Origin of the sequence: Streptomyces sp. NBC_00654 (assembly GCF_026341775.1) — a bacterium.
GTDB lineage: Bacteria > Actinomycetota > Actinomycetes > Streptomycetales > Streptomycetaceae > Streptomyces.
On record NZ_JAPEOB010000001.1, the window covers coordinates 346,869 to 373,369 of the forward strand.

A 26,501-nucleotide genomic window follows, 5' to 3' on the forward strand; every position below is an offset into this window, starting at 1 on the left:
TCCGGCGGCGCATCCTTGACCTTCCCCGCGGGGGAAGCCCCAGCATCGGTGGGGCCGGGCGGGAAGACGTCCGGCACGAGGAGGTACGTGGTGGAACGCGAAGGCCGTGCGGCGGGCGGGCTGGTGACGATCGGGGAGTTCGCCCGGTTGTCCCGGCTCTCCGCCAAGGCGCTGCGACGCTACGACGAACTGGGCCTGCTCCGCCCCGCCCTGGTCGATCCGGAGAACGGTTACCGGTATTACGGCCGGGCGCAGGTGGAGACGGCCCGGCTGGTGGCGTGGCTGCGCAGGGTCGGCATGCCGCTCGGCCGGATCACCGCGGTGGTGGCGCTCGACCCGGGCGCAGCCGCCGCGGAGATCCGGGCCTACTGGGCGCGGGTGGAGGCCGAGACGGCGGCCCGGCGCGATCTGGCGACGTTCCTCATCGACCATCTGTCAACGGAGGATGTCGCGATGCCGAAGACGCCGGACGATGCACAAGGCAGCAAGGACGCGTATGCGTACGACGGTCCCGGCAGCGGGGCCGGAGCCGGAACAGCGGCGCGGGGCGGGGCCGGGTGGGGGCTGGGCACGCTCGGCATCCGCTACGCGGCGCTCACCGAGACGGGGGCGGTGCGGGAGTCCAACCAGGACGCGGCCTTCGCGGGGGCCCGGTTGCTGGCCGTCGCCGACGGCTTCGGGGAGAGCGGCGCCGAGGCGAGTGCGGCGGCCCTCGACGCGCTGAAACCGGCCGCACAGGCGGTGGTCGGCGCCGCGGACCTGCTCAACGCGCTGGAGGACGCGGCGGACCGCGCGTCCCGGGCGGTCCGGGACGCCGTCGCGGGGCGTCGTGCGCCGGAGGAGTCGGGGACCACGCTCACCGCGATGGTGTGGACCGGCTCCTGGCTGGGGCTGGTGCACATCGGGGACTCGCGGGCCTATCTGCTGCGGGACGGCGAGCTGTTCCGGATCACGCACGACCACAGCCTGGTCCAGTCGATGATCGACGACGGTGCGCTGACCGTGGAGGAGGCGCGCTCCCACCCGCAGCGCGCGCTCCTGCTCAAGGCGCTGGCGGGCGGTGCCGGCACGGTGCGGACCCGGCCCGACGTCCGGTTGCACGAGGCCCGTCCCGGTGACCGCTACCTCCTGTGCTCGGACGGGCTGTCGGCGGTGGTGGACGAGGGGGACCTGCGCCGGGCGGTCACCGCGGCGGACGGTCCCGACACGGCCGTACGTGATCTGGCGGCCCTGGCCGCGGACGCCGGCGGTCCCGACAACGTGGCGTGTGTCGTCGCGGATGTCGTGGCGCTGTGAGGCGGGCGCGCGGACGGGCCGTCCGCGTCACAGGCGCCAGTCGGGAAGGTCGCCGGGGCGGTAGGCGCAGGTGGTGCCCGTGGTCACGGAATCCCGCAGATGCGCGGCCAGTTCGGGGTGCAGCGCGTCGAGCTTGCGCAGGGTGTCCCGGATGCGGGCGGTGACGGTCTTGCGGGCCCGTTCGGACTCGTCGCCCAGACGGCGGGTCCTGCCGCCGAGCCCGGCCGCGCGGCGCAGTTCGTCGAGCAGGGCCCGCCGCTCCCGGCCGTATTCCCCGACCCTCCGCACGTCGTCCCGCGCCGCGGCACGGTCGATCTCCGCGTCGAGCCGGTCCAGGCGCTCCTTGTAGCGGCGCCTGGCCTCCTCGTCGAGCACGGGGTCGCCCCCGAGCCGGCGGGCGGCGACCACCTGCTCGCCGCCCTCGGGGGCGAGCAGGTGTACGGCGGGGACGTCGGAGCCGGGCATCCGCAGCAGGGTGTGCAGGTCGCGGAGGCCCTTGGCGTCGGGCACATGGACGCTCAGCCCGGCCCAACGGAGCGACCACACGGGCCCGTTCCGCCGGAACTCCGGGGCGGCCGGTACGGCGATGTCCCCGGACGGCGGCCGCGGGGCGGAGCGGGCCCGCGAGGACGCGGCCCCGGACGCCAGATGGGTCAGGCCCAACTCGGCCGCTTCCCTGCCGACTTCGGTCAGCAGCCGGCCCGCCCACGCGGCGTCCTCCGAAGCGGCTCCCACTGCCGCGCCCACCGGGTCGCCCGCCGCGGCACCGGCTCCGCCCCCGCACCCGCCCCGGGCGAGCAGGGACTCCGCCAGGTGCAGCCGGGCGCGCACGGACCAGGGACGGGCGCCCAGGCGGTCCGAGGAGGCGACGGCCGCGGTGAGCCGGGCCACCGCCGCGTCCCGGTCCTCGCGGGCGGCGGCGAGCAGACCGAGCCAGAGGTCGACGGGACCGCTGATGTCGCACCCGTACAGCGAGACGACCCACTGCCCGGTGTACGGCGCGAGCGCCTCCTCGGCCCGGGAGATCAGCTGCCGGTCACCCGTCAGCGCGGCCGTCTGCGCCAGCAGCCGGAGCCACAGCGGGGTGAGGGGACGCGAGTAGGGGGCGGCCCGGTCGGACCTCTCGGCGATATGGCGCAGCGCGGGCGCCGCGTCGCCCTGCTCCACCGCCGTGATCGCCTCCAGCAGCCGGGAGTAGGGATATCCGGAGCCCGGCAGGCCGGTGAGGACCGCCTCGGCCCTCTCGTACCGCCCCTGGAGCAGCTGGTGGGCCCAGTGCAGATGGTCCGCCGTGAAGCCGAACGGCGACGCCTCGGCCTCGCCCTTGCCCAGCGCCTTGTCCGCGAGGGCCTCGTCGGCCTCGGCGAACCGCCCCTGGAGGGAGGCGATCAGGCCGGTGTCCACGGCGATGCCCAGGTCGAAGCGGGGCATGCCGGACCGCTCGGCGAGCGTGACGTAGGTGCGGAACTGGTCCACGAACCGCGGGTCGCCGAGTTCCAGCAGGGTCACCCACCGCATCGACGTGGCGTGCAGCTCCATCTCGCGGTGGTGGGTGCGCCGGGCCACGGCGGTCATCTCGTCGGTCAGCGCCAGGCGTTCCGCCGAGGAGCCGAGCCCCCAGAGGGAGTCGTGGAGCGCCCAGAGGGAGAAGGCGAGCGCCTCGTCGTCCGAGCCGCGCCGGGCGAGCGAGACGATGTTGATGGCCAGTTCCTGGGCGAGCCGGTCGGCGGAGAGGTTCTCCTGCCCGTCCTTGCCGGTGAGCTTGCGGTGCGCCTCGCGCAGCAGGGTCGCCGTGGACGCGTCCCGGGAGCCCAGGGCGCCTTCGCGGTGCAGGGTCATCGCGACCCGGGCCAGCAGCTCCGGCTCGTCCAGCTCCTGGGCGAGTGCGACGACCCGGTCCAGACAGCGCTGCCCCTCCTCCTGCTCACCGCCGAGCCGCAGCTGCCAGGAGAGGTCCAGGCAGATCAGCGCGATCCGGCGGTGGTCCGGCGCCTCGCCGGTCGCCGTCTCCCCCTCCGCTGCGGCCAGGGCCCGCCGGTAGTGGCCGACGGCCTCCTCGCCGGCCAGCCGTCCCGAGGCGTCGCGGGCGGCCTCCAGCAACAGGTCGACACGGCGTTCGCGGTCCAGGGCCCCGCCCGCCAGATGGGCGTGCCGGGCGAGGTCACCGGGGAAGACGGCCCCGACGAGCCCGCTGTGGGCGTCCAGGTTCCGTACGACCTCCGCGTGGCGCGTGCGGACCGCCGTCGTGTCCAGCGAGGCGTACAGCGTCTCGCGCAGCAGGTCGTGGGCGAAGGAGTAGTGCCCGGACGGGCGGGCGACGACGACGCGGGCCGAGATCGCGCGTTCCAGCAGGGCTTCCACCTGCGGGACGGGTGCGCCGTGCACCACGGCGAGCACCTGGCGACGGAACTCCCGGCCGAGGACGGCCGCGGTGGTCAGCAGGGCGACCACCGGCTCGGGCAGCAGGGTCAGCCGCTGCCCGACCGCCTCGCGCACACCGGGCGGAATGGTGGAGAGCGGGCTGCCGCTGTGCCAGAGCCGGGCGGTCTGCTCGACGAAGAAGGGATTGCCGCCCGTACGCCGGTGGACCTCGTCGACCAGCCGCGCCGAGGGTTCCCGGCCCGTCGTGACGGCCATCAGCGCGCCCACCTCGTCGCGGCCGAGGCCGGTCAGGGTGAGGGTGGCCGAGGCGCGGGAGACGAGCGGAGGGATCAGCTGCTGGAGGGGGTGTTCCGGGGCTTCCACCTCGACGTCCCGGTAGGTCCCGACGAGCAGCAGACGCTCGAACCAGGCGTGCTGGGCGGCGAACTCCAGGAGCCGCAGCGACGCCGGGTCGGCGCTGTGCAGATCGTCGAGGACGACTATCAGCGGGCGGCTCTGCGAGACCGTGACGAGGGCCGTGGTCACCGCGTCGTACAGCCCGAACGCCTCCGCGCCGTCCGGTGGACCCGCCTCCGGCTCCGGAGCTGTTCCCGGCCCGCTCCCCGGCTCGCCGAGCAGCACGCCCAGCCGTCCGTCCGACGCCTCCTGGGCCGCGGCCCACTCCTCGCCGGTGGCGGCGCGGCGCACACCGCGCAGCACCTGCACCCACGGCCAGTAGCCCGGGGTGCTGTCGGAGTCCCAGCAGGAACCGCCGACCACGAGTGCCCCGCGCCGCTTCGCCCCGTGGGCGGCGTCCATGACGAGCGCCGTCTTTCCGATGCCGGCCTCGCCCGTGACCAGCACCAGGCCGCCGTGGCTGTCCGTCGCCCGGCCGATCTCGGAGCGGAGCACGCCTGCGGGATGGTCGCGCCCGAAGAGAGCAGGGGTCATGGCTACACGATAGGAGTACCCCATGACAGCGGGCGGCCCCGCGTGGAATCACGCGGGGCCGCCCGCTGCCCCGAAACCCCGGGCCCGGAGCCCGGCCCGCCGGTCACGACCGCCGGTCAGGACTGTCAGTCACCCGACGGTCAGTCTCGTACGACCCTCAGGTGCCCACGGCCGTCAGTCGCGTACGACCGTCACCGGGCAGGGCGCGTGCTGGGTGACGTGGAGGCTGACGGAGCCGAGCAGCGTGGCCTTGAAGCCGCTGTACCCGCGGGCACCCACGACCAGCAGATTCGCGCCCTTGGCCCGGTCCAGCAGGGCCTGGGCCGGGTTGCCGATGACCACGATCTTGCTGACCCCGGCCGCTCCCTCGGCGCCGAGGGACTCCTCCAGCGCCTCATTGAGGGACACGGTCGCCAGCGCCTGCGGATCGAAGTCCTCCGGCATGCCCGGCATCATGGACGCCCAGCTGGTCGCGGGGTACTCCCAGCTGTTCACGGCCTCCACCGAGTCACCGGTCAGCTCGGCCTGGCGTACGGCCCAGCGCAGTGCCTTGATCGACGAATCGGAGCCGTCCACACCTACGACGATCCTGCCCATATCTGCCTCCAGCTAGGTCAAAGATCAGCTTTCGATCCAACTGTAGTCAAACAGGACAAGCCGTCGTGCGGTGGGTCGGTCCGGCGGGGGACCGGCCCACCGCCGGACCGGTCCGGCTCAGTCGAGCCGGAGGTCGGCGAGCTGCTGTTCGAAGGGCACGACCGCGTCCTCGCCGGCGTCCAGGCCGGGCGTTCGGGCCGCGCCGGAGACCGTCCGGCCCATGACCGCCGAGGCCAGCTCGCCGCCCGCCCGCCGGATGCGGGACGGCAGGCCCTCGGTGTACTCGTCACCGGACGAGCCCCAGTCCTCCGAGGCTGCGTACACGGACGTCGGGAGGGTGACGGCCCGCAGGTAGGCGAAGAGCGGACGCATCGCGTGCTCCAGGACCAGCGAGTGCCGGGCCGTGCCGCCCGTCGCCGCGATCACGACGGGCTTCCCGGTCAGGGCGGTGTTGTCGATCAGGTCGAAGAACGACTTGAACAGTCCGCTGTACGAGGCGGTGAACACCGGTGTCACCGCGATCAGCCCGTCGGCCTCCGCCACGGTCTCGATCGCCTGCTTCAGGGCCTGCGGCGGGAAGCCGGTGACCAGGTGGTTGGCGATGTCGACGGCCAGATCGCGCAGCTCGATGACCTGGACCTCGACGCCGCGGTCCTGCTCCGTCCCCAGCCGTTCGCGGGCCGCCCCGGCCAGCCGGTCGGCCAGCATCCGGGTGGAGGAGGGCTTGCTCAGCCCGGCGGAGACGGCCACGATCCTCAGCGGCTCGGTCGCGATGGTGTCGAACACGGTGGTCAGACCTCCTTCGAGGCATCGGTCGCGCCGTGCGCGGCGCGGGCGGCGGTCACCGCCGGGTGGACGGGGGCGTCCGGCACACCGGCCGGGCGCAGGCTGGCGAACTCCTTGCGCAGTACGGGCACGACTTCCTCGCCGAGGATGTCGAGCTGCTCCAGGACCGTCTTCAGCGGCAGCCCCGCGTGGTCCATCAGGAACAACTGGCGCTGGTAGTCGCCGACGGACTCACGGAAGGACAGGGTCCGTTCGATGACCTCCTGCGGGGAGCCGACGGTCAGCGGGGTCTGCTCGGTGAAGTCCTCCAGGGACGGACCGTGTCCGTAGACCGGTGCGTTGTCGAAGTACGGGCGGAACTCCCGTACCGCGTCCTGCGAGTTCTTCCGCATGAACACCTGGCCGCCGAGGCCCACGATGGCCTGCTCGGCGGTGCCGTGGCCGTAGTGGGCGTAGCGCTTGCGGTAGAGGTCGACCATCTTCCTGGTGTGCTCCATGGGCCAGAAGATGTTGTTGTGGAAGAAGCCGTCGCCGTAGTACGCGGCCTGTTCGGCGATCTCCGGGGAGCGGATGGAGCCGTGCCAGACGAACGGCGGGACGCCGTCCAGCGGGCGCGGGGTCGCGGTGAAGGACTGGAGCGGCGTACGGAACTTGCCCTCCCAGTCGACGACGTCCTCGCGCCACAGCTTGTGCAGCAGCGCGTAGTTCTCGATGGCCATCGGGATGCCCTGGCGGATGTCCTTGCCGAACCAGGGGTAGACCGGTCCGGTGTTGCCGCGGCCCATCATCAGGTCGACGCGGCCGTCCGCGAGGTGCTGGAGGGTGGCGTAGTCCTCGGCGATCTTCACCGGGTCGTTGGTGGTGATCAGCGTGGTCGAGGTGGACAGGATCAGGTTCTCGGTGCGGGCGGCGATGTAGCCGAGCGTCGTCGTCGGCGAGGACGGGACGAACGGGGGGTTGTGGTGCTCACCCGTCGCGAACACGTCCAGGCCGACCTCCTCGGCCTTGAGCGCGATGGCGAGGGTCGCCTTGATCCGCTCGTGCTCGCTCGGTGTCGTGCCGGTCGTGGGGTCGGTGGTGACATCCCCGACGGTGAAGATCCCGAACTGCATGGCGCCCGCCTCCAAAGATGTGGAACTGACTGATCAAGGAGCTGATAGTTGTTGAACATTGAACTATGTGAACACACCCTATAACGGGACGCCCCCTCGTCCTATTCCGAGGCCCGGTCCGGCGCCCGGAACGGCGCCCGATTCCGTCTCCGGCCCGTTCTGGGCCCGTCCTGGGCCCGTCTCCGGTCCGGCCGAACGCTGGAGACCGGACCGGGGTACGCGCTAGACTCGCCCCCATGACCTCCGTACTGTGCCGAAACTGGTGGCGCTCCTCCTAGGAGCGGCCACAGCACCTGCACGGAACCAGGGCCGTTCGAGATGGACGGCCCTTTTCGCTGCCCCCGTACGGCATCCGCGTACGGTACGGACACGGACAGACACCGGAAACCGGCGGGCCGTCCTCCACGCACACCACCAGCGAGGAGAGACCCATGACCAGCACGCTCCCGGCAACCGCCCCCGGCACCCCCTCCGGCACCGACCACGTGTCCCTCGCCCCCGCTCAGCGCCGCAGCGCCGAGCTGGAGCGGCAGTTCCAGCAGACGCCCGACCGCTTCCGGGTGATGACCGGCGACCGGCCGACCGGAGCCCTGCACCTCGGGCACTACTTCGGCACCCTCCACAACCGGGTCCGGCTCCAGGACCTGGGGGTCGACGTCTTCGTGATCATCGCCGACTACCAGGTCCTCACCGACCGGGACATGGCCGACCGGCTCGGCGAGTACAAGGACGGGCTGCTGCTCGACTACCTCGCCACCGGCATCGACCCGGCCCGTTCCACGGTCTTCAGCCACAGCGCGGTGCCGGCCCTCAACCAGCTCCTGCTGCCCTTCCTCAGCCTCGTCTCCATCGCCGAACTGGGCCGCAACCCCACCGTCAAGGACGAGATCGCCAACTCCCGGCAGTCCACGGTCAGCGGGCTGATGTACACCTACCCGGTGCACCAGGCGGCCGACATCCTCTTCTGCAAGGGCAATGTGGTGCCGGTCGGCCAGGACCAGCTGCCGCACCTCGAAACCACCCGCACCGTCGCCCGGCGCTTCAACGAGCGGTACGGGGCCGTCTTCCCGGAACCCGACGCGCTGCTCTCCGCCGCGCCCCTGCTCCTCGGCACGGACGGGACCAAGATGAGCAAGAGCCGCGCCAACTCCGTCCCGCTCGGCGCCACCGCCGATGAGACCGCCCGCCTCATCAAGGGGGCGAAGACCGATGCCGACCGGCACATCACCTACGACCCCGAGAACCGGCCCGGGGTGTCGGGCCTGCTGCAACTGGCCGCGCTGTGTCTCGGCCGGGACCCGCACAACGTCGCCGAGGAGATCGGGGACGGCGGCGGCGCGGCGCTCAAGCGGACCGTGACCGACGCGGTCAACACCTTCCTGGCCCCGATCCGCGCCCGGCGGGCCGAGTACGCGCAGGACATGCCGTACGTACGGTCGGTGCTCCGCGCCGGCAACGAACGGGCCAACGCCATCGCCGAGGCCACCCTGGACGAGGTGCGCGAGGTCATGGGCATGCGCGGGTAGGGAGCGCGACGCGGGGGCCGGGCCGGACCGCTGTCAGCGGCGCAGTGATACCGAGCGCTGTCTGCGCAGCAGTTCGGCCAGTCCCCGGCGGGTCGCGGCGATCACCACCCGGTCCTCGGCGCGCAGGACGTAGCCGGGGTGCAGATCCCAGATCAGGCCGGCGGGCTGGTCGGCGCCGTCGGAACGGTACGGCGGGACGGCGGCCAGGTCCGGCCGGCGGTCGGCGGGCGGGGTGGCGTCCAGGGCCAGGACCCGCCAGGCACCCGCGCGGAAGGCCTGGTCCACGGTGCGTCCCTCCAGCTGGGGGTGGCCCGCGACCTCCAGCGCGGCGAAGAGCATCACCTTGCGCTCGACCGGGACCGCGCCCAGGATCTGGCGGCCCATCATGGCGACCGCGAAGGACGGGGCGGCCAGGTGGGAGACGGAACGGGAGCGGGTCAGGGCCTGCGGGTGCGCGGTGCGCAGGGTGCGGTAGACGGCGGTGGCGAACTCGTCGTCGTACAGCCGCAGGGCGACCCTGAGGTCCGGCTTGACCGAGCGGGCGTACAGCGCGGCTTCCAGGTTGGTGGTGTCGATGCTGGTGAGGGCCAGCAGGGCGCGGGCCCGGCGGATCTTGGCCGCCTCCAGGACGCCTTCCTGGGTGACGTCGCCCAGGACCGTGGGGACGTGCATGCTGCGGGCCAGCGGGATGCCCCGCGCCTCGGGGTCCTCCTCCACGACCACCACGGGGATGTCGAGTTCGCGCAGCCGCACCAGGACCCTCGTACCGATCTTGCCGAGACCGAGCAGCACCACATGACCGGAGAGGCCGCGCGGCGGGCGGCGCAGCGAGGACGCGGTGCGCAGCGAGCCGAACGCCTCCAGGACCGCGGCGACCAGGAGCGGCAGCAGCATCAGGCCCGCGAGGCCGGAGAGCAGCTGGATGATCTGGCGGGCCGGCCGGGCGCCCTCGGCCGGGTCGCCCATCGCGAAGAGGTCGAGCAGGGTGAGGTAGGCGGCGTGCAGCGCGTCGTCCCCCGTCGTCAGGACGGAGGCCACGGCCAGGGCGACCACGGCCGTCGCCACGCCCAGCGCCGACCAGCGCAGCCGCCGGGAGAAGACCTGGGCGAGCGGTGCGCCCCGGCCTCCCATCCGGGTGGCGGGCCGGTCCGGGTCCGCCCGGCTGATGGCTTCCAGGACGACCGTGCCGCGGCCGGTCGCCGCGTCCACCGCGGCCTGGTCGGGCAGGAGCTGGGGGCCTTCGTCGCCGCTGCTGTCGGACCCCTCGGCACCCGCCGGGTCGTGGGTGGTGGAGGACAGCAGGGCCAGCGTGCACAGTCCGGGGTCGGCCGTATCGCCCGGCCGCGGCGGGGTGCGTTCGGCGGCGCGCAGGAGCAGGCCCTCGGCCTGGATGACCTTGCTGCTGCCGGTGAGCGCGGTGGCGGCCAGCGCGGGTGCGGCCGTGTCCGCGTCGGACAGGACGGTGGTGGAGGCGTCCAGTGCCGCGGGGTCGATGCCCGGCATGGTGACGGCCGCGGCCTGGTCGAGCAGGGCTTCCAGATGCTGGCCGAGCTTGCGGTTGTAGAGCCGGATGACCAGGCGCAGACGCGGATTGAGGCGGCGGGCGGTCAGGGCGGCGCGGATGTTGCGCTCGTCGTCGTCGTAGACGAGCGCGAGCGCCGCCGCCCGGTCGACGCCCGCCTCTTCGAGTACGTCGTCGGAGGGTTCCGGCGCTTCCATGATGCGGACCGCCTCGACCCCGGCGTTGGTGTCACTGTCGTTGGCGCCGATCCCCGTGCCGGTGGTGAGGGTGCCGCCGCCGTTTCGGTTCATGGCCGACGACATCCGGCCGAACAGGGCCGCGGCCCGGCCCCGTTGGTTCAGCGGCAGCTCCGGGCGGTTCGTGTCGCGGCCCGGCGGGAGGAGGAGCGTGACCCGTTCTCCGTACACATAGCGCAGCTCCACCGCGAGCCTGCGGGCCAGCGCGTCGTCGCCGCAGACGACCATGTGTCCGGCGGACGCGGGGTGTTGGGGCTGCGGAGGCACGGGAAGTGGGGGCACGAAACCCAGCATGCCTTGCTCCGTCCCGATCGGTGAGGAGTGCCGGTGATCTTTGTGCGACGGTGCGTGTGGGGGTGGTGGGGCGCCTGGGGCCGATGGGGGCCCGTGGTGAGCCGATGGGGCGATGAGGGGGCGATGGGGAGCCGGGACGGATGCGGGCCCGTGGCCCGGGACGGGGAGGGGCCGCCGGTGCGGCACTGCGGACAGTGCCGCACCGGCCGGGTCGTCCCCGTTGCTCCCCCGTGCTTCCCCCGTTGCTCCCCCGTTGCTCCCCCGTGCTTCCCCCGTTGCTCCCCCGTTGCTCCCCCGTGCTTCCCCCGTGGTGCTGACCGGATCGTGTCACCCGTGGCCGGACCGCCGCACTGCTGGGATCCGGCAATCTTCATGTGCTCCCGGTGCCGGGCACCGGCACCGGCCCGAGTGCGTTAAGAAAGTGTCAGTGAATTTTCAACTGTGGAGGAGTCGGCGTGGCCGAGCCGGAGATCCCCGAGGAGCTTCTGGGGGACTACACCCGCATTCTGGGGGAAGTCGCCGTCACCGGCCGCCGTCTCACGCGTGAGGAACTGGAGGACCGCCGCGCCCTGGGCCGCCGCGCCGCCGAGGCGGGGCATCAGCTCCGCGCCCTGGTGACGCTGCATCTGTCGGTGACCCGTACCGACTGGCCGCGGACCGCGCTCGTCCGCACCGAGGCGGGCACGGACTCCGTGCTGGCCGCGGTGGAGCAGGCCGTCGACGCCTTCGCCGAGGGTTTCGAGCGGGCCCAGCGGCTCACGGTGCGCCGCGAGGAGGCGGCCCGCCGTGAGTTCATCGACGACCTGCTCTACGGGCGCAGCGATCTGGGCCGTCTCGCCGAACGGGCCACCCGCTTCGGACTCCGGCTGTCCCGGGCCCACGCGGTCGCGGTGGCCACGGGCCCCGAGGCGTACACCGAGACGGACGCCGTGCCGCGCAGTGTGGAGGCGGCCCTGCTGGCCCGGTTCAGCGGCCGGAAGATCCTGCTGACGACGAAGGACGGGCGGCTGGTCTGCATCGCCCCCGGCAGTCAGCCGGACGTCCTGAGGTACTTCGCCAAGCAGGCCCACGCGGCGACGGACGGCGGTCAGGTCGCGGTCGGCCGCCCGCACCGGGGGCCGGGCGGCGTCGTCCACTCGTACGACGAAGCGCTCGAAGCCCTCGACCTGGCCGTCCGGATGGGGCTCGACGACCCCGTGCTGTACACCGCCGACCTGATGGTCTTTCCGGTGCTGACCCGGGACCGGCAGGCGATGGCCGATCTCGTCCGCAGCCAACTGGGGCCGCTCCAGGAGGCCAGGGGCGGTGCGGAGCCGCTGCTGAAGACCCTCTCCGTCTACTTCGACTCCGGCTGTGTCGCGGCCGAGGCCGCCCGGCGGCTGACGCTGAGCGTGCGGGCGCTGACGTACCGGCTGGAGCGCATCCACCAGCTGACCGGGTCCGACCCGTCCGACCCGATGCACCGCTACGCGCTCCAGACCGCGGTGATCGGGGCCCGGCTGCTGGACTGGCCCGCCAAGGAGCTCTGAGGCGGTGCCGTGGCGCGGGGGGAGCGCCTTGGGGGACCACCCCGGGGGAGCGCCCCGGGTGAACGGCGGCCCTGTCCACCGCTGTTCACCCGGGACGGGACCGCCGCGCTGCCGGCGGCAATCCGGCGGCACTCCTGCCGGCCGTACCGCTGTGGGCTGCGGGGCTACACCCCCACGTCGCGCCGTTGCATGTCGTCCAGGGACTCCCGCCGCACCAGCAGCCGCGCCGTTCCCTCGTCGACGGAGACGACGGGCGGTCTGCCGACCAGGTTGTAGCCCGATGCCATCGACAGGTGGTACGCCCCGGCGGCGGGCACCGCCAGCAGGTCGCCGGGCCGGACGTCACCGGGCAGCTCCACCCCGTCGGCCAGGACGTCACCCGCCTCGCAGTGCCGCCCCACGACGGTGACCACCCGGTCCGGGGAGGCGGAGGATCTGCCGACGAGGCGGGGCGCGTACCGCACTCCGTACAGCGCGGGCCTCGGGTTGTCGCTCATCCCGCCGTCGACGGCGACGAAGGTGGTGGTGCCGGTCCGCTTGACCGCGAGGACGCGGTAGACGGCGACCCCGGCGGGCCCGATCAGCGCCCGCCCCGGTTCGACGGTGAGCCGCGGCACGGGCAGGCCCGCCCGCGTACATCCGTCGACGAGTTCGGCGCGGACCCGGGCGGCGAGGGCCGGGACGTCGAGGGCGCGCTCGCCCGGCCGGTACGCGATCCCGTGCCCGCCGCCGATGTCGAGCTGCGGCAGGGCGATGCCGTGCTGTTCGCGGACGCGGGCGAGCAGCCCCACCATGCGGCGCACGGCCGCGACATACGGTTTCACGGCGGTGATCTGCGATCCGATGTGACAGTGCAGGCCGACCAGTTCGAGGCGCGGCTGGCCCAGCACCCGGTCGATGGCGTGCTGCGCGGAGCCGTCGGTGAGGGACAGGCCGAACTTCTGGTCGTCGGTGCCGGTACGGACGGCCGCGTGCCCGCCCGCCGAGATGCCCGGGACGACCCGGATCATGACGGGCTGCCGGTTTCCCCGCAGCACGAGCGCCGCCAGCCGGGTGATCTCCGAGGTGCTGTCGACGACGATCCGGCCGACGCCGAGCCGTACGGCGGTCCGCAGGTCCTCCGGGCTCTTCGCGTTGCCGTGCAGGACGATCCGCTCGGCGGGGAACCCCGCGCCGACGGCGAGCAGCAGCTCACCGGCCGAGCAGACGTCGAGCCCCAGCCCCTCCTCCCGGACCCAGCGGACGACGGTCCGGCACAGGAAGGCCTTGGCGGCGTAGACGACGTCGGCCTTGTCCGGGGGGAACGCGGCGCGGTAGGTGCGGCAGCGTCGGCGCACCTCGCCCTCGTCGAGTACGTACAGGGGTGTCCCGAACCGGTCGGCGGCCTCGGTGAGCGAGACCCCGCCGACGGCGACGTCCCCGTCCGGGCCGGGGCGCGCGGAGGCGGGCCAGAGACCGGTCGGAACCTCGGACGGAGCGGTGCCCGGGGTGACGTCAGGGGTGACGTGAGGGGCCGGGGCGACGCCCGGGGCCGGGGTGCGGACAACAGGAGTCGTGGTCATGGCGCGGGCCTCTCAGCAGCCGTGGCGGGCGAGGGCGACCGCGGCGATGGCGGGTGTACGGGTGCCGGTGCACGGCGGCCACGACGCGGTCCGGGGCGCGGAGAGCTGCGGGTCGACGGTGAGCGCACCGACCCCCAGCGGTGCCGCGAGCGCGCGCAGGGCGGGCTCCGCGAGAAGGATCCACGGCTGCCCGGCGCCCAGCGTGGCTTCGAGCTGCCACACGGAGGTGAAGGCGACGGCCGTGCGGTCACCGAGGGGGGTACGGAAGAACCGTGCCGTGAAGGAGGGCGAACAGCCTGGGAAGCCCGGCCGGACGGGGACGACGAGCGGTCCGGCCGGGACGGGTTCGAGAGGGTCGGGGTCCGACATGGTGTTCCTCCTGCGTGTGCGGGGCCGCTGCTGTCATCGGCCCGTCTGCCGAAGCTATGCCCGGGCGGGAGGGGGACGGATACGGCTTTGACGCGCACTTGACGCAAAACCCCACCCCGGTGACGCGATGCTGATGCGCGTACGGGGGTGGGGTCCGGGGACGGGGTCCGGTGCCGGGCGGGCGAAGGAGGTGGCCGGGGGCGCGCAGGGGGGGGTGACACGCCCCCGGCCTGCCGGGCGCGGACCGGTGGTCAGCCGGTCCGCGGTCTTCCGGCGGTACTGGGGTGGGGCCGGGGCGCTGGGGTCCGGCCGTGGTGCTGAGGGGTCCGAGGGCCGGACGGGAAGCCCTGCGGGGCTGCCCTCAGAGGTCGAACTCGTGCGGCGGGAGGCCCAGCGCGAAGCACGCGTCCCGTACGACGGCCTGCTCGTCCTTGTCGAAGTCGCCGTCGGCGCCGCCGATGACGATGCCGATCTGGATGACGGCACGCGCCTCCGCGGGCTTCTTCTTCGCCTTGGCGATCTCCTGGAGCACGCTGACCTTGCCGAAGGCGAAGTCGGCGGTGAGCTTGTTCACGTAGTCGTTGAAGCGGCGCTGGAGGTCGTCCGCGGGGAAGTTCTGGAGTACGTCGTTGCTCGCGATCAGCGACGCGACGCGCTGCCGCTCGGACGGGTCGATGGAACCGTCGGCGGCGGCGACCAGGGCGCACATGGCCATGCTGGCATCACGGAACGCGCCGCTCTTCAGGTCGTTCTTCTTCGCCTCCAGCTGCGTCTGCATCGACGATGCGGATTCCTTGATCCGATCCCACAGGGCCATGACGTCTCCATACGTTGCGGTGCGTTTGCCGTGCATTGCTGTGCACTGCCGGAACCGAGTGGAACTCTACAGACGTGTAGAAGTTAGCAGGAGTGGCCCCCGTGTCCAGCACGGGGTGCCGGTCCGCCCGGTCGCCGGGGAACGCCGAACGCCCCGACCGCGGGTGGCGTACGGCCCGGTCGAGGCGTTCGTCGGTGTTCTTCCGGCCGTGTTCTTCCGGCCGTGTTCCTCGCGGACGGCCTTCAGTCGCGCGGGTCCCCCACCGGTTCGGGGGTGAGGCCGTCGTGCGAGGGCGTCCGGACCTCGGCGGCGGCCTCTTCGGCCACGGGTACGGCCTGGGCCTCGGGACCCGTTACCGCGCCGGTACCGCTCGCGCCACCGCCGCTCTTCCCCTCCCCGTGCCCGCGCATGCTCTGGATCTTCGCCACGACGGGCTGGGTCCAGCGGGCGGTCAGCGGTCCGAGGATGACGAGGATCAGGACGTACGCCGTGGCGATCGGCCCGATCCGCGGCTCGGTGGCCACGGCGAGACCGGCGATGACGATCGAGAACTCGCCGCGCGCCACGAGCGTGCCGCCCGCCCGCCAGCGCCCGCGCGAGGCGATTCCGGCCCGCCGGGCCGCGTACCAGCCGGTGAAGATCTTGGTCAGGACGGTGACGACGGCCAGCAGGGCGGCCGGAAGCAGCACCGGCGGGATCTCCGCCGGGTTCGTGGAGAGGCCGAAGAACACGAAGAACACCGCGGCGAACAGGTCGCGCAGCGGCGTCAGCAGCTTGCGCGCGCCCTCCGCGACCTCGCCCGAGAGCGCGATGCCGACGAGGAACGCCCCGACGGCGGCCGAGACCTGGAGCTCCTGGGCCACACCGGCCACCAGGACGGTGAGGCCGAGGACGACAAGGAGCAGCATCTCCGGGTTGTCGGAGGACACCGCCCGGCTGATGAGGCGTCCGTGGCGCAGCGCCAGATACAGGACGAAGCCGACCGTTCCGAGGGCGATGAGCAGGGCGACGCTGCCGCCGGCGAGGCCGGCCCCGGCCAGCATCGCGGTGAGCAGCGGGAGGTAGACGGCCATCGCGAGGTCCTCGATGACGAGGACGCCGAGGATGACGGGGGTCTCGCGGTTGCCGAGCCGTCCCAGGTCGGTCATCACCTTGGCGATCACGCCGGAGGAGGAGATCCAGGTGACCCCGGCGAGCGCGACGGCCCCGACCGGACCCCAGCCGAGGAGCAGAGCGGCGACGGCACCGGGTGTCGCGTTGAGGAAGAAGTCGACGGCCCCGGACGGATACTGCGTCTTGAGGCTGGTCACGAGTTCGGAGGCGCTGTATTCGAGCCCCAGCAGGAGCAGCAGCAGAATGACGCCGATCTCGGCGCCGACGGCGGTGAACTCCTCGCTGGCGCCGAGCGGCAGCAGGCCGCCTTCGCCGAACGCCAGCCCGGCGAGCAGATAGAGCGGGATCGGCGAGAGCCCTATGCGGCCGGCGAACCGGCCGATGATCCCCAGCCCGAGAATGACGGAGCCCAGCTCCACCAGCAGTGCGGTGGTGTCATGCACGGTCAGCCCTCCGCAATGATCTCGGAGAGCGTGTCGACGCCCTCACGCGTACCGACGACGACGAGCGTGTCCCCGATGGCCAGCCGGAAGTCCGGTCCCGGTGACGGGTGCGCGCTGTGTGTCCGCAGCACGGCGACGATGGACGCCCCGGTGCGGGTCCGCGCCCGCGTGTCGCCCAGCAGCCGCCCGCCGTAGGGGGACCGGGCGCCGAGCGGGATGTGCTCGGTGAGGAGGTCGATGCCCTCGGTCCGTACGGCGTCGATGGGTGCGGGATCGATGAGGTGGGCGAGCGCCGTCGCTTCCGCCGTCGTCAGGGGCACCGACAGCTGGCATGAATCAGGATCGTCCTGTTCGTAGAAGCCGATGAACCGCCGTCCGTCGTGGTGGACGACGACGGAGATGTGCTGTCCCGACTCGGTGGTGAAGTCGTACTGAGCACCGACTCCGGGCAGCGACGTGTGACGGGTTCCCATGACTTCCTCCCGAGGTGTGCGGCGGGCGACGGCGCACTTGGTGATCTCTTTATCCGCTCATTACCTTATCCGGAGACTTCGGGCGTCCCCCGGGCCGCTCGCGACGCCCCGGCCGCACCGGCCGCGGGCGTCCGGCCGGCCGCCGACACACCCGTGCCCGGCGGTGAGCGGTCGCCGCCGGGCACGGGTACTTGGGGACGGGGGTCAGGTCAGTCGGTGATCTCGATCTTGCCGTTGGCCGGGGCCGGCGCCGATGCGGTGGCACCGGCGGTCTCCGCACCCTGGGCGGGTACGTCGGTCCGACCGGCCGTGCGGCCCTTCAGGTTCTGGAGGAGGGCGGCGAAGTCGACGCCGGTGGTGGAGTTGAGGAGCTCCATGCCCTGGGCCACGTTGTCGGTCACCGTACGGGCCAGCTGGCTCGCGCCGTCCGTGGAGATCACGGTCAGCTTGTCGACGGCGCTCAGCGGCTCGGAGGCCTTGGCGACGACCTGGGGCAGGACCTCGACCAGCATCTGGAGCACGGCCGCGTCGCCGTACTGCGCGAACGCGTCGGCCTTCTTCTGCATGGCCTCGGCCTCGGCGGAGCCCTTGGCCGCGATGGCGGCGGCCTCGGCCTCACCCTCGATGCGCACGGCGTCGGCGAGGGCGGAACGGTGCAGCTTCTCGCCCTGACCGGTCAGACGTGAGCGCTCCGCGTCCGCCTCGGCCTCCTTGACCTGGGCGATACGACGGGCCTCGGCCTCCTGCTCCGCCTGGTAACGGGCGGCGTCGGCGGGCTTGCGGACCTTGGTGTCGAGTTCGCGGTCGGTCAGGGCGGCCTGGCGCTCGGCCACCTTCTCCTGCTCCTGGAGGACCTCCTGCTGACGGGCGGCCTCGGCGAGCGGGCCCGCCGCGTTGGCCTTGGCGGCCGCGGCCTCCGTCTCGGCCTTGATCTCGGCCTGCTTCAGGTTGAAGGTCCGCTCGGCGATGGCGATCTCCTCGGCCGCCTTCAGCCGGGCCTGCTCCGACGCGCGCCGGGCGATCGCCTCGGCGATGTCGGCCTCCTGCTTGGCGCGGGCGGCCTCGGGCCGGCCGAGGTCCTCCAGGTAGGAGCCCTCGGTGGTGATGTCCTGGATCTGGAAGGCGTCCAGGATGAGGCCCTGGCCGGAGAGGCTGGCCTCGGCCTCCTCCGCGACCTGTCCCGCGAACGCGGCGCGGTCGCGGATGATGTCCTCGACCGACATCCGGCCGACGATGGCGCGCAGCGCACCCGAGAGCACTTCCTGGGTGAAGCCGACGATGCCGTCCTGCTGCTGGAGGAAGCGCTGGGCGGCGGCCCGGATCGCGTCCTCGCTGCCGCCGACCTTGACGATCGCGACGCCTTCGAGGTTGGACTTCACGCCGCGCAGGGTGACGGCCCCGCGCACGGCGATCGGGATGTGGCGGCTGGAGAGGTCGAGCGTGAACTTCTGCTGCACGAACGGCACGACGAAGACGCCGCCGCCGACGACGACCTTCTGGCCGCTGTTGTCGGTGCTGGTGAGGCCGGTCACCGGGTCGGTCGACTTCTTGCCGCGGCGGCCGGTGATGATGAACGCCTCGCTGGGCCCGGCGACCTTGTAGCGCGTGATGACTACGAGGGCGAGCAGGACGAGGAGTACGACGATGCCGATGACGGCGATCACAACTGGGCTCATAAGAGGTGTCCCCCCTGCCTCCCGACGGGGGACGGCAGATCGTTTACAGACAGGTGCGAATGGTGGGCGGCCGGGTGCTGGTCGGCGTGGTCAGCGCTCGACCGGGCGGACCGCGACCGAGGTGGTCGACAGCGCCGCCTCCACCCAGATCTCGGCGCCCCGTTCGACGGGCGCGGCGCTCTTGGCCGCGTACTTCACGGTCTGACCCGCCAGCCGCAGCAGCACCTCGCCGTAGCCGTCGGCCGGAATGGCCGTGACGACGGATCCGGAGGTGCCGACGAGATCCTCGCCGCGCGGTGTCGCGGTGGTCTGATCCCGCATCAGAGCCTGGCTGAACTTCCAGGTCAGCCAGGCGGCGACGAGCCCGGCCAGGACTCCGGCACCGGTGGCGACGACTGTCCCGGCACCGGTGGTGCCGAGCACGATCGCCCCGCCGAAGCCGAGCATCGAAAGGAATCCCGCGATCACCGGCAGCGAGAGGAGACCGTCGAACAGGCCGTCCAGTACGCCGCCGAAGAGCCCTTCGAGGACTCCGTCGAAGATCAGGGAGAGCGCGAGAAGGATGATCCCCGCAATACCGAGACCGAGAAACAAGGTCACGTGATCACTCCCCGATTTTCGATTTCCCCCGATTATTTTCCGTCGAACTGGCTGGATGATCCCATACGTGACCGGATCGGGACACTGCCGGGACCCGGCAGTCTTTACGCGGCTTTGATGCCGGACAGCTGGCCGGCCAGGGTGTCGAGCGACTGGAACGTGGCTCCGAGCAGCGCCACGTGCTTCCAGCGCAGGATCCCGTCCGGCCCGATGAGGAAGACCGCGCGGCGGACTCCGATGCCGGGTGCGGCGACCCCGTACGCCCTGGCGGTCTCCCGGCCCTCGTCGGCGAGCAGCGGCATGCGCAGCCCATGGGTCCGGGCGAACGACTCATGGCTGTCCACACCCTGTGGACTGATTCCCCAGACGTCGGCGTCGAGCCCGTCGAAGGTCTCCAGGCCGGAGGAGTACGAGCAGAGCTGCTTGGTGCAGACGGCGGTGTTGTCGCCGGGGTAGAAGGCCAGCACGACGGCCCGGCCCCGGGCGGTGGAGAGACGGTAGTCGGCGCGTGCGAACGATTCGCCGGCCAGGACTCCTCCCGGAAGGGTGAAGTCCGGTGCGGGGCTGCCGGTTTGCGGTCCTGATGCCATGTCGTGTCCCTTGCCGAAGGTACGTGGACGAGGTCGTGCCCCGTACAGTGAACGGCACTTCCCGCTCAATGACACGTTCGCCCCGTCCGCGGTCCGCCCCGCACCGAATATGGGGTGAGCGGGCGGTGCGGCCCGCGCCCGGATCTGGAGGTACGCGTGGCGCAACGACCGCCGTCGGCAGCGGTACTCATCCTTCACGGCGGCCATGAGACGGGCGTCGAAGCGCCCCCGCCCGGATTCCTGAACCTCCCCGCCCTGCGCATGCGGCCGTTCTTCCGGGCCGTCTCACGGGCCACCGGCGGCGAGGGGGACCGGGATGCCCTGGATGCCCTGGATGCCCGGGAGGAACGGGATGCCCGCGACGGTGAGGGCCGCGACGGTGAGGGCCGCGATGGTGAGAGGCGCGATGGTGAGAGGCGCGGGCCGGTCCTGGTGCGCAATGTCAGATACGCCCATCGGGGCTGGAACGGCACCCGCGAGGACCCGCTCCATGACGCCGTGAGCGCCCTGGACGCGCTGCGGCGGGAGGCCGGTGACCTTCCGGTGGTTCTCCTCGGCCACTCCATGGGGGCCCGCGCGGCCCTCCGCGCCGCCGATCACTCCCTGGTCCGGGCCGTGGTCGGCCTCGCGCCGTGGTGCCCCCCGGGTGATCCGGTCACCCAGCTCGCGGGCCGTGATGTCGTCCTGCTGCACAGCACCCGGGACCGTGTCACGAGCCCCCAGGCCACCCAGTCGCTCACGGCCCGCGCCCGCCGCGCGGGCGCCCGTACGTGCATGATCACCGTCCGGGGCGGCGATCACGCGATGATCCGCCGGGCCCCGGCCTGGCACCACCTGACGACGGCGCTGGTCACCGGCCTGCTGGGCCTGGCGCCGCTCCCGGGCCCGGTCACGACGGCGCTCGGGCTGCCGCTGCACGCCGAGGCCACCGAGGGGACCCTCGACCTCGACACGCTCCGGGCCGGCCGTGCGCGCCCGGCCGCCGCGAGGCCCCGGCGCTGAGACCGGCCAGCCCCCGGCCCGCCCTCGGCCCCGGCCCCCGGCCCGCCCTCGGCCCCGGCCCCCGGCCCGCCCTCGGCCCCGGCCTCCCCGGAACCCCCGGATCCTCGGGCCTCCGGATCACGGCCTGCGGGTGTAGTGGCCCAGGAACATGTCGACGCCGCTCGTGATCAGCCGGTCCGTCGCGGCGTCGTCGATCTCCGTGCCGTACGAGCCGAAGACCATGTGCGGGAAGACCAGGAGCGCGTAGAGCTGGATGACCGCCGTTTCCAGGTCGGGGATGTCCAGGCGGCCCCGGTCCGCCAGGGCACGCAGGGCTTCGGCGACGGCCGGGTGGTGCCCCGTGGGGCCGTGGCCCTGCCAGGCGCCGGCCAGTTCGGGGAAGCGGTGGAGCTCGGCGGCGACGAGGTTGCGCAGGGCGGTGACGTCGGAGTCGCCGCGGACGGCGGCGACCCAGGTGCGGGCCACGTCGACGAGGGCCGGGCGGAGGTCCTCGGCGTCGGCCAGTTCGGCGAGCGCCGCCGTGGACGTACCGCCGAGCGGCTCGTCCAGGGCGCCCGCGATGACGGCGGTGAACAGCGCTTCCTTGCTGCCGAAGTGGTTGTAGACCGTCACCTTCGACACACCCGCCTCGGCGGCGATGGTGTCCATGCCGACGCCGAACCCTTCGCGGAGGAAGGCGGTGCGGGCCGCGCTCACGATGGCCTGCCGCTTGGCCTCGGCGCGGGGGCCGCCGGGGGGCTGCTTCGCGTTCATGGGGTCAGGCTAACAGCGGAGCGAACTGAACAGTTGAGTTCATGTGTACCGAACTGTACAGTTCAGTTCATGAGTCCCCACGGAGCCGATTCACCCGTACCCGTCCACGCCCCCGTACCGGACCGCGCCCCCGCCGGTTCCCGGGAGGACGGTCCGCCCGACCGCCTCGACCCGCGCCGCTGGGTGCTGCTCGCGCTCGTCTGCGCCGGTCAGTTCATGCTGGTGCTCGATGTCACCGTGGTGAACGTCGCGCTGCCCGACATGGCCGCCGACCTGCACCTCGGCCGCACGACACTGACCTGGGTGGTCACCGCGTACACGCTCTGCCTCGGCGGGCTGATGCTGCTCGGCGGCCGGCTCACCGACGCGCTCGGTGCCCGGCGCACCCTGCTCGCCGGGCTGGCCGTCTTCACCGCGGCGTCGCTCGCCGCCGGTCTCGCCCAGAACGCCACCGTGCTGATCGGCGGGCGGATCGCCCAGGGGGTGGGGGCAGCGCTGTTGTCCCCCGCCGCGCTGTCCCTGGTCACCACCACCTTCCGCGGCGAGGAACGGAACAGGGCGCTGGGGGTGTGGGCGGCGATCGGCGGGACCGGTTCGGCGCTGGGCGTCCTGCTCGGCGGGGCGCTGACCGCGGGTCCGGGGTGGAGCTGGGTGTTCTTCGTCAATGTCCCGGTCGGACTGGTCCTGCTCGCCGCCGTGCCCCTGATCGTGCCGCCGGGTGCGCCGCGGGCCGGTGCCCGGCTCGATGTGCCCGGGGCGCTGCTGGTCACCGCCGGTACGGGTGCGCTGATCTACGGACTGGTCAAGGCGGGGGACACGGGGTGGGGTTCGGCCGCCGCACTGCTGCCGGTGCTCGGCGCGGTGCTGCTGTACGCGGGGTTCGCGCTGGTCGAGCGGGTGGCGAAGGCTCCTCTGATGGACCTGCGGATGTTCACCCGGCGGCCGGTCCTGGCGGGGGCGTTCCTGATGCTGATCGCCACGGGGCTGCTGATCTCGTACTTCTTCCTGGGCTCGGTGTATCTCCAGCATGTGCGCGGTTTCGGCCCGATGCGGACCGGGCTGGTCTTCCTGCCGGTGGCCGTCGCCGTGGGCATCGGTGCCCATCTGGGGTCCCGGCTCGTCGGGCGGATCGGCAGCCGGGCCACGGCCGTGGGCGGCATGGTGATCGCCGCCGCCGGCTCCGTACCGCTGACGGGGCTCGGCCAGGGCGGGAGCGTGTACGGGGCACTGCTGCCGGGGCTCGTCGTGGCCTCGCTCGGGATCGGGGCGGTGTTCGTCACCGCCACCACCACGGCGCTGGCGATGGTCGGGCATCACGAGGCGGGGCTCGCTTCCGGGGTCGTGAACACCTTCCACGAGATGGGCGGTTCGATCGGGGTGGCGGTCGTCTCGACGGTCGCGGCGGCCGGCATCGGGGCGGCCGGTTCCGACGGGGGTGCGGTGGCTTCGTTCGGTGACGCCTTCACCGTCTGCGCCGCGGCGGCGGGTGTGAGCGCGCTGGTGGCGCTGGTGCTCGTACCGCGCGGGAAGCCGCAGTCGGCCGGCGGGCCGCACGTGCACTGAGGCTGTGCCCGTGCCTGTGCCTGTGCCCGTGCGTGTGCGTGTGACTGAGCCCGGGGCCGGGCCGGGGCTGAGCCTGCGGCTGCGGCTGCGGCTGGGGATGCGGGACGGGAGACGGCGGCCGACGATGAAAGACCGGTGGCCGACGACGGCAGGAGGCCCTCTTGCAGGCCGAACCGTACGACGACGACGCGCCGGTGCCCCTGGACCCCGCGCCGCTCGCCGCCCTGTTCGGTGGCAGTGCGGCCGGGGTGGGCTTTCTCGACCCCGGACTGCGCTACCTCTACGTCAATCCGGCACTCGAACGGATCAACGGCATCCCCGCCGCCGCCCATCTCGGCCGGACCCCCGCCGAACTGCTGCCGGAGCTGGGCGTGCACGGGGACCTGATGCACCGTGTGCTCGACGACGGGAGGCCCCGCGAGACCACCCTCAGCGGGCACACCTGGGTGGCCTCGCCACTGGAGCGGCGGTACTGGCACTCGGCGTTCCACCGGCTGGAGAACGGCGGGCGGGTCCAGGGGCTGGTCGCGATCATCCTGGAGATCACCGACTACATGCGGCAGCAGGAGGAGCTGGAACAAGCCCGGCGCAGGCTGGCCCTCCTGGACACCGCCGCCGTCAGCATCGGCACCACGCTGGACATGGACACCACCTGCCGCGAACTCGCCGACTTCGTCGTCCCCGCACTGGCCGACATCGCCGCCGTGGAGGTCTTCCCGCCGGACATCGGGCACGAGGTGCGGCGCGCGGCCCCCGGGGTGTTGCGGCTGCGGCGGGCCGGTCTGGCGGCGGCCGGCGAACTCGCTCACCAGATGGCGCAGTTCGGGCATCTGGGGGAGTACATCGACTACAAGGAGGAGACGGGCGTGGCCCGTTGCCTGGCGACCGGTCAGCCGGTGGCCGAGAACCGCGACGACACCGGCGAGTTCCTCGGCGCGCTGCTGGTGGACGACTTCCGCGCCGCCTACCGTGCGCTCGGCCTGCGCGGGGCGGCCGCCGTGCCGCTCACCGCGCGCGGCCGTGCGCTGGGTGTCCTGAATCTGGTACGGGCCGGGGACTCGCCCGACTTCAGCGACGACGACCTCGTCGTCGCGCGGGAACTCGCGGACCGCGCCGCCGTCGACCTCGACCACGCCCGCCGTTACGCCCATGAGCACAGCGTCGCCCGGGAGCTCCAGCGCTCCCTGCTCTCCGAGCCCCGCGGTCCGCACTCCCATGTCGAGGTCGCCACCCGGTACCGGCCCGCCGAGCGCGGCGTCCTGGTGGGGGGCGACTGGTTCGACGTCGTACCGCTGCGGGACGGGCGCCATCTGAAGGCGATGGGCGATGTCATGGGCCACGGGGTGGAGGCGGCCGTCGCCATGAGCCAGTACCGCTCGCTGCTGCGGCTGCTGGCCGATGACGATCTGCCGCCGCACCTCATTCTGGAGCGGCTCGACGTGATGGTCGAACGGTCCGGCCTCGACCGTGCGGCGACGTGTCTGCTCGCGGTCGTCGACCGGATGGGCGGGAACTGCGAGGTGGCCAGCGCGGGCCATCTGCCGCCGGTGTTCATCGAGCCGGGGGCGGCCGGGGCGCGGGTGGTCCGGGTGCCGGTGGGGCCGCCGCTCGGCACCGGGTTCGGCGGGTACCGGACCGCGTCGGTGCCGTGCGGGCCGGGCACGGTGCTGTTCATGTACACCGACGGCCTGGTGGAGCGCCGGGGCGAGGACATCGATGTGTCCGTGGGACGCCTGGCCGGGCTGACGCTGCCGGTGAGCGGGCGGCTCGAAGACCTGCTGGACGATGTCCTGGACCGCTTCGGGGACGATGCGGAGGACGACATCGCGGTCCTCGCCTCGCGCATCCGGGAGGGAGCGCTGCCGGGCAGGTGAAGGGGCGTTGTCAGTGCCCGGTGCGAGGATGCGGGACATGGAATCCCGCACCGAGGAACGCACCGAAGCCCTCCCCGACGCAAGCACCGAAGTCCTCCCCGAAGCCCAGGCCGGGGCGCGCACCGACTCCCGTACGGAGTCCCGTACGGAGCCCCCGGCGGAGGCCGGTACCGCCCCCCTGCTCCTGACCGACATCGAGGCGGCCATCCGCGCCAGTTGGGACGCCGGCACCACGACGCCGGCGCACCGGGACGCGTGGAGCCCGGAGAATCCGGCCCGCGACCAGTGCGGGGTGACCGCCATGGTGGTCAATGACCTGCTCGGCGGTGAGCTGATCCGCGGCGAGGTGCACGTGGACGGCCGGCAGACGGACTTCCACTGGTGGAACCGGTTCGGGGCGGGTGTCGATATCGACCTCACCCGCGAGCAGTTCGGCCCGCACGAGATCGTCTCGGGCGGCACGGTGATCCCGAGGCCCGCCGAGTTCGTCCGGCTGCGCGAGGAGTACGAACTGCTCGCCCGCCGGGTGCGGGAGCGCCTCGGACTGGGTTAGAGGGCTGTCCCGTCATCCCCGGCGGGCGCGGGCAGCCGGGGTCAGCCCAGTTCCAGGCTGGTGATGCCGTACAACCCCGACCGGTCGATGACCGGCTCCGGTCCGGTGTACATACGGGCGGTGTCGAACGACGGTGTCAGGCCCAGCTGTTCCGCCAGACGCATCGCCACCGGGTTGATGTCGGGGATGTCGATCGCCACGGGGGTGCCCGGCGCGGTGGCCGCGAGCGCGCTCACGAGCGCGGCGGCCACCTCCGGCGACGCGGCGTACAGGGGGCCGATGCGGGAGGCGGCCCGGCAGGGGCGGCGGACGGCGAGGCCCTGGAGTTCCCCGTCGCGGACGGCGGCCAGCGCGGCATGCCCGGCGGTAGCGATCCAGGGCGCCAGGAAGCTGTCCCGGGCGGCGGGGAAGAACCGCCGGTCGTACGCGGCGAGTTGCCCGAACGGCAGGGTGCGGGCATCGGTCAGGGTGACACCCGGCGGCGCGGGGACGTCCGTGGGCGGCACGCCCTCGTACCGCGCGTTGCTCCAGCAGGAACGGAAGCCGGACCTGCGGTAGTTGTCCTGCTGGGCCGGTACGCCGTCCAGCCCGACCGTGCGCCCGGAGAGACGGGCCATCCCGGCCCGCCAGACCTGGATCCCGTAGCCCTGCCCCCGGAGCGGGGGACGGGTCAGATACATGCCCAGAAAGCCGAAGCCGTCGCCGTAGCGCACGACCGAGACGGAGGAGACGGGTGCGCCGTCGAGGCGTCCGGTCAGGAAGCCGCACGGGTCCGCGGCGAAGAAGGTCCCGCTGTCGGTGAGTCCCGGGTTCCAGCCCTCGTCATGGGCCCACGCGGCCAGGGTCGTCATGTCGTCGGCGCTCGCGGTGGTGATCTCGAAAGTCGGCACGGACCAGACGTAC

Annotated in this window: 22 protein-coding genes; 7 read left to right on the plus strand and 15 right to left on the minus strand. The window is 72.9% G+C overall.

Going from position 1 to position 26,501, the window contains the following annotated elements; genetic code table 11:
• Nucleotides 1-90: 90 nt before the first annotated feature.
• Nucleotides 91-1,296: a MerR family transcriptional regulator gene (locus tag OHA98_RS01585; protein WP_266922286.1), complete on the plus strand. Its 1,206-nt coding sequence runs from the start codon at nucleotides 91-93 to the stop codon at nucleotides 1,294-1,296.
• Between the two features lie 27 nt (nucleotides 1,297-1,323).
• Here OHA98_RS01585 and OHA98_RS01590 read toward each other — a convergent pair whose 3' ends face one another.
• The 4 genes from OHA98_RS01590 to OHA98_RS01605 all read right to left on the minus strand — a co-directional run bounded on the left by OHA98_RS01590 (nucleotide 1,324) and on the right by OHA98_RS01605 (nucleotide 7,103).
• On the minus strand, nucleotides 1,324-4,608 hold the full coding sequence (locus tag OHA98_RS01590) for an AAA family ATPase (protein ID WP_266922287.1): 3,285 nt from the start codon (nucleotides 4,606-4,608) through the stop codon (nucleotides 1,324-1,326).
• Between the two features lie 174 nt (nucleotides 4,609-4,782).
• Complete coding sequence (locus tag OHA98_RS01595) at nucleotides 4,783-5,205, minus strand: universal stress protein (RefSeq protein WP_266922288.1); 423 nt, start codon at nucleotides 5,203-5,205, stop codon at nucleotides 4,783-4,785.
• A 117-nt stretch (nucleotides 5,206-5,322) separates the two neighbouring features.
• Entirely contained in the window at nucleotides 5,323-5,913 is a 591-nt protein-coding gene (locus OHA98_RS01600; RefSeq protein ID WP_266927647.1) for an FMN reductase, read from the minus strand.
• A gap of 83 nt (nucleotides 5,914-5,996) precedes the next feature.
• Nucleotides 5,997-7,103, minus strand: a complete 1,107-nt coding sequence (locus OHA98_RS01605; RefSeq protein ID WP_266922289.1) for an LLM class flavin-dependent oxidoreductase — start codon at nucleotides 7,101-7,103, stop codon at nucleotides 5,997-5,999.
• 431 nt (nucleotides 7,104-7,534) lie between these two features.
• On the opposite strand from OHA98_RS01605, the gene trpS reads away from it, so the two are divergent.
• Nucleotides 7,535-8,629, plus strand: a complete 1,095-nt coding sequence (trpS, locus tag OHA98_RS01610; protein WP_266922290.1) for a tryptophan--tRNA ligase — start codon at nucleotides 7,535-7,537, stop codon at nucleotides 8,627-8,629.
• Nucleotides 8,630-8,662: 33 nt separating this feature from the next.
• On the opposite strand, the gene OHA98_RS01615 is transcribed toward trpS, so the two are convergent.
• Nucleotides 8,663-10,681, minus strand: a complete 2,019-nt coding sequence (locus OHA98_RS01615; protein ID WP_266922291.1) for an NAD(P)-binding protein — start codon at nucleotides 10,679-10,681, stop codon at nucleotides 8,663-8,665.
• Between the two features lie 455 nt (nucleotides 10,682-11,136).
• Here OHA98_RS01615 and OHA98_RS01620 point away from each other — a divergent pair, with 455 nt between their 5' ends.
• Entirely contained in the window at nucleotides 11,137-12,210 is a 1,074-nt protein-coding gene (locus OHA98_RS01620; RefSeq protein WP_266922292.1) for a CdaR family transcriptional regulator, read from the plus strand.
• A gap of 164 nt (nucleotides 12,211-12,374) precedes the next feature.
• Here OHA98_RS01620 and lysA read toward each other — a convergent pair whose 3' ends face one another.
• The 8 genes from lysA to OHA98_RS01660 form a co-directional block, all read right to left on the minus strand.
• The gene (lysA, locus tag OHA98_RS01625) at nucleotides 12,375-13,772 is read right to left on the minus strand and encodes a diaminopimelate decarboxylase (RefSeq protein ID WP_266922293.1); all 1,398 of its coding nucleotides are present in this window, start codon (nucleotides 13,770-13,772) and stop codon (nucleotides 12,375-12,377) included.
• Nucleotides 13,773-13,784: 12 nt separating this feature from the next.
• The gene (locus OHA98_RS01630) at nucleotides 13,785-14,141 is read right to left on the minus strand and encodes an SAV_915 family protein (RefSeq protein ID WP_266922294.1); all 357 of its coding nucleotides are present in this window, start codon (nucleotides 14,139-14,141) and stop codon (nucleotides 13,785-13,787) included.
• Nucleotides 14,142-14,502: 361 nt separating this feature from the next.
• Complete coding sequence (locus OHA98_RS01635; RefSeq protein WP_266922295.1) at nucleotides 14,503-14,958, minus strand: tellurite resistance TerB family protein; 456 nt, start codon at nucleotides 14,956-14,958, stop codon at nucleotides 14,503-14,505.
• Nucleotides 14,959-15,200: 242 nt separating this feature from the next.
• Nucleotides 15,201-16,514, minus strand: a complete 1,314-nt coding sequence (locus tag OHA98_RS01640) for a cation:proton antiporter (RefSeq protein ID WP_266922296.1) — start codon at nucleotides 16,512-16,514, stop codon at nucleotides 15,201-15,203.
• 2 nt (nucleotides 16,515-16,516) lie between these two features.
• On the minus strand, nucleotides 16,517-16,987 hold the full coding sequence (locus OHA98_RS01645; RefSeq protein ID WP_266922297.1) for a cation:proton antiporter regulatory subunit: 471 nt from the start codon (nucleotides 16,985-16,987) through the stop codon (nucleotides 16,517-16,519).
• Nucleotides 16,988-17,196: 209 nt separating this feature from the next.
• On the minus strand, nucleotides 17,197-18,663 hold the full coding sequence (locus tag OHA98_RS01650; protein WP_266922298.1) for a flotillin family protein: 1,467 nt from the start codon (nucleotides 18,661-18,663) through the stop codon (nucleotides 17,197-17,199).
• A 90-nt stretch (nucleotides 18,664-18,753) separates the two neighbouring features.
• Nucleotides 18,754-19,263: a hypothetical protein gene (locus tag OHA98_RS01655; RefSeq protein ID WP_266922299.1), complete on the minus strand. Its 510-nt coding sequence runs from the start codon at nucleotides 19,261-19,263 to the stop codon at nucleotides 18,754-18,756.
• 104 nt (nucleotides 19,264-19,367) lie between these two features.
• Entirely contained in the window at nucleotides 19,368-19,853 is a 486-nt protein-coding gene (locus tag OHA98_RS01660; RefSeq protein WP_266922300.1) for a peroxiredoxin, read from the minus strand.
• Between the two features lie 156 nt (nucleotides 19,854-20,009).
• Between OHA98_RS01660 and OHA98_RS01665 the strand changes: the two genes are divergently transcribed.
• Nucleotides 20,010-20,855, plus strand: coding sequence for an alpha/beta hydrolase (locus OHA98_RS01665; protein ID WP_266922301.1), 846 nt, complete (start codon nucleotides 20,010-20,012; stop codon nucleotides 20,853-20,855).
• A gap of 117 nt (nucleotides 20,856-20,972) precedes the next feature.
• Here the strand turns inward: OHA98_RS01665 and OHA98_RS01670 are convergent, their stop codons facing one another.
• A complete protein-coding gene (locus tag OHA98_RS01670) occupies nucleotides 20,973-21,608 on the minus strand; it encodes a TetR/AcrR family transcriptional regulator (protein WP_266922302.1) in 636 nt (211 codons plus the stop codon).
• A 69-nt stretch (nucleotides 21,609-21,677) separates the two neighbouring features.
• On the opposite strand from OHA98_RS01670, the gene OHA98_RS01675 reads away from it, so the two are divergent.
• The 3 genes from OHA98_RS01675 to OHA98_RS01685 all read left to right on the plus strand — a co-directional run bounded on the left by OHA98_RS01675 (nucleotide 21,678) and on the right by OHA98_RS01685 (nucleotide 25,598).
• Nucleotides 21,678-23,171: an MFS transporter gene (locus OHA98_RS01675; RefSeq protein WP_266922303.1), complete on the plus strand. Its 1,494-nt coding sequence runs from the start codon at nucleotides 21,678-21,680 to the stop codon at nucleotides 23,169-23,171.
• Between the two features lie 161 nt (nucleotides 23,172-23,332).
• Entirely contained in the window at nucleotides 23,333-25,045 is a 1,713-nt protein-coding gene (locus OHA98_RS01680; protein WP_266922304.1) for a SpoIIE family protein phosphatase, read from the plus strand.
• A 178-nt stretch (nucleotides 25,046-25,223) separates the two neighbouring features.
• On the plus strand, nucleotides 25,224-25,598 hold the full coding sequence (locus OHA98_RS01685) for a hypothetical protein (protein ID WP_266927649.1): 375 nt from the start codon (nucleotides 25,224-25,226) through the stop codon (nucleotides 25,596-25,598).
• A 41-nt stretch (nucleotides 25,599-25,639) separates the two neighbouring features.
• Here the strand turns inward: OHA98_RS01685 and OHA98_RS01690 are convergent, their stop codons facing one another.
• Nucleotides 25,640-26,488: a GNAT family N-acetyltransferase gene (locus tag OHA98_RS01690; protein WP_266922305.1), complete on the minus strand. Its 849-nt coding sequence runs from the start codon at nucleotides 26,486-26,488 to the stop codon at nucleotides 25,640-25,642.
• Nucleotides 26,489-26,501 lie beyond the last annotated feature (13 nt).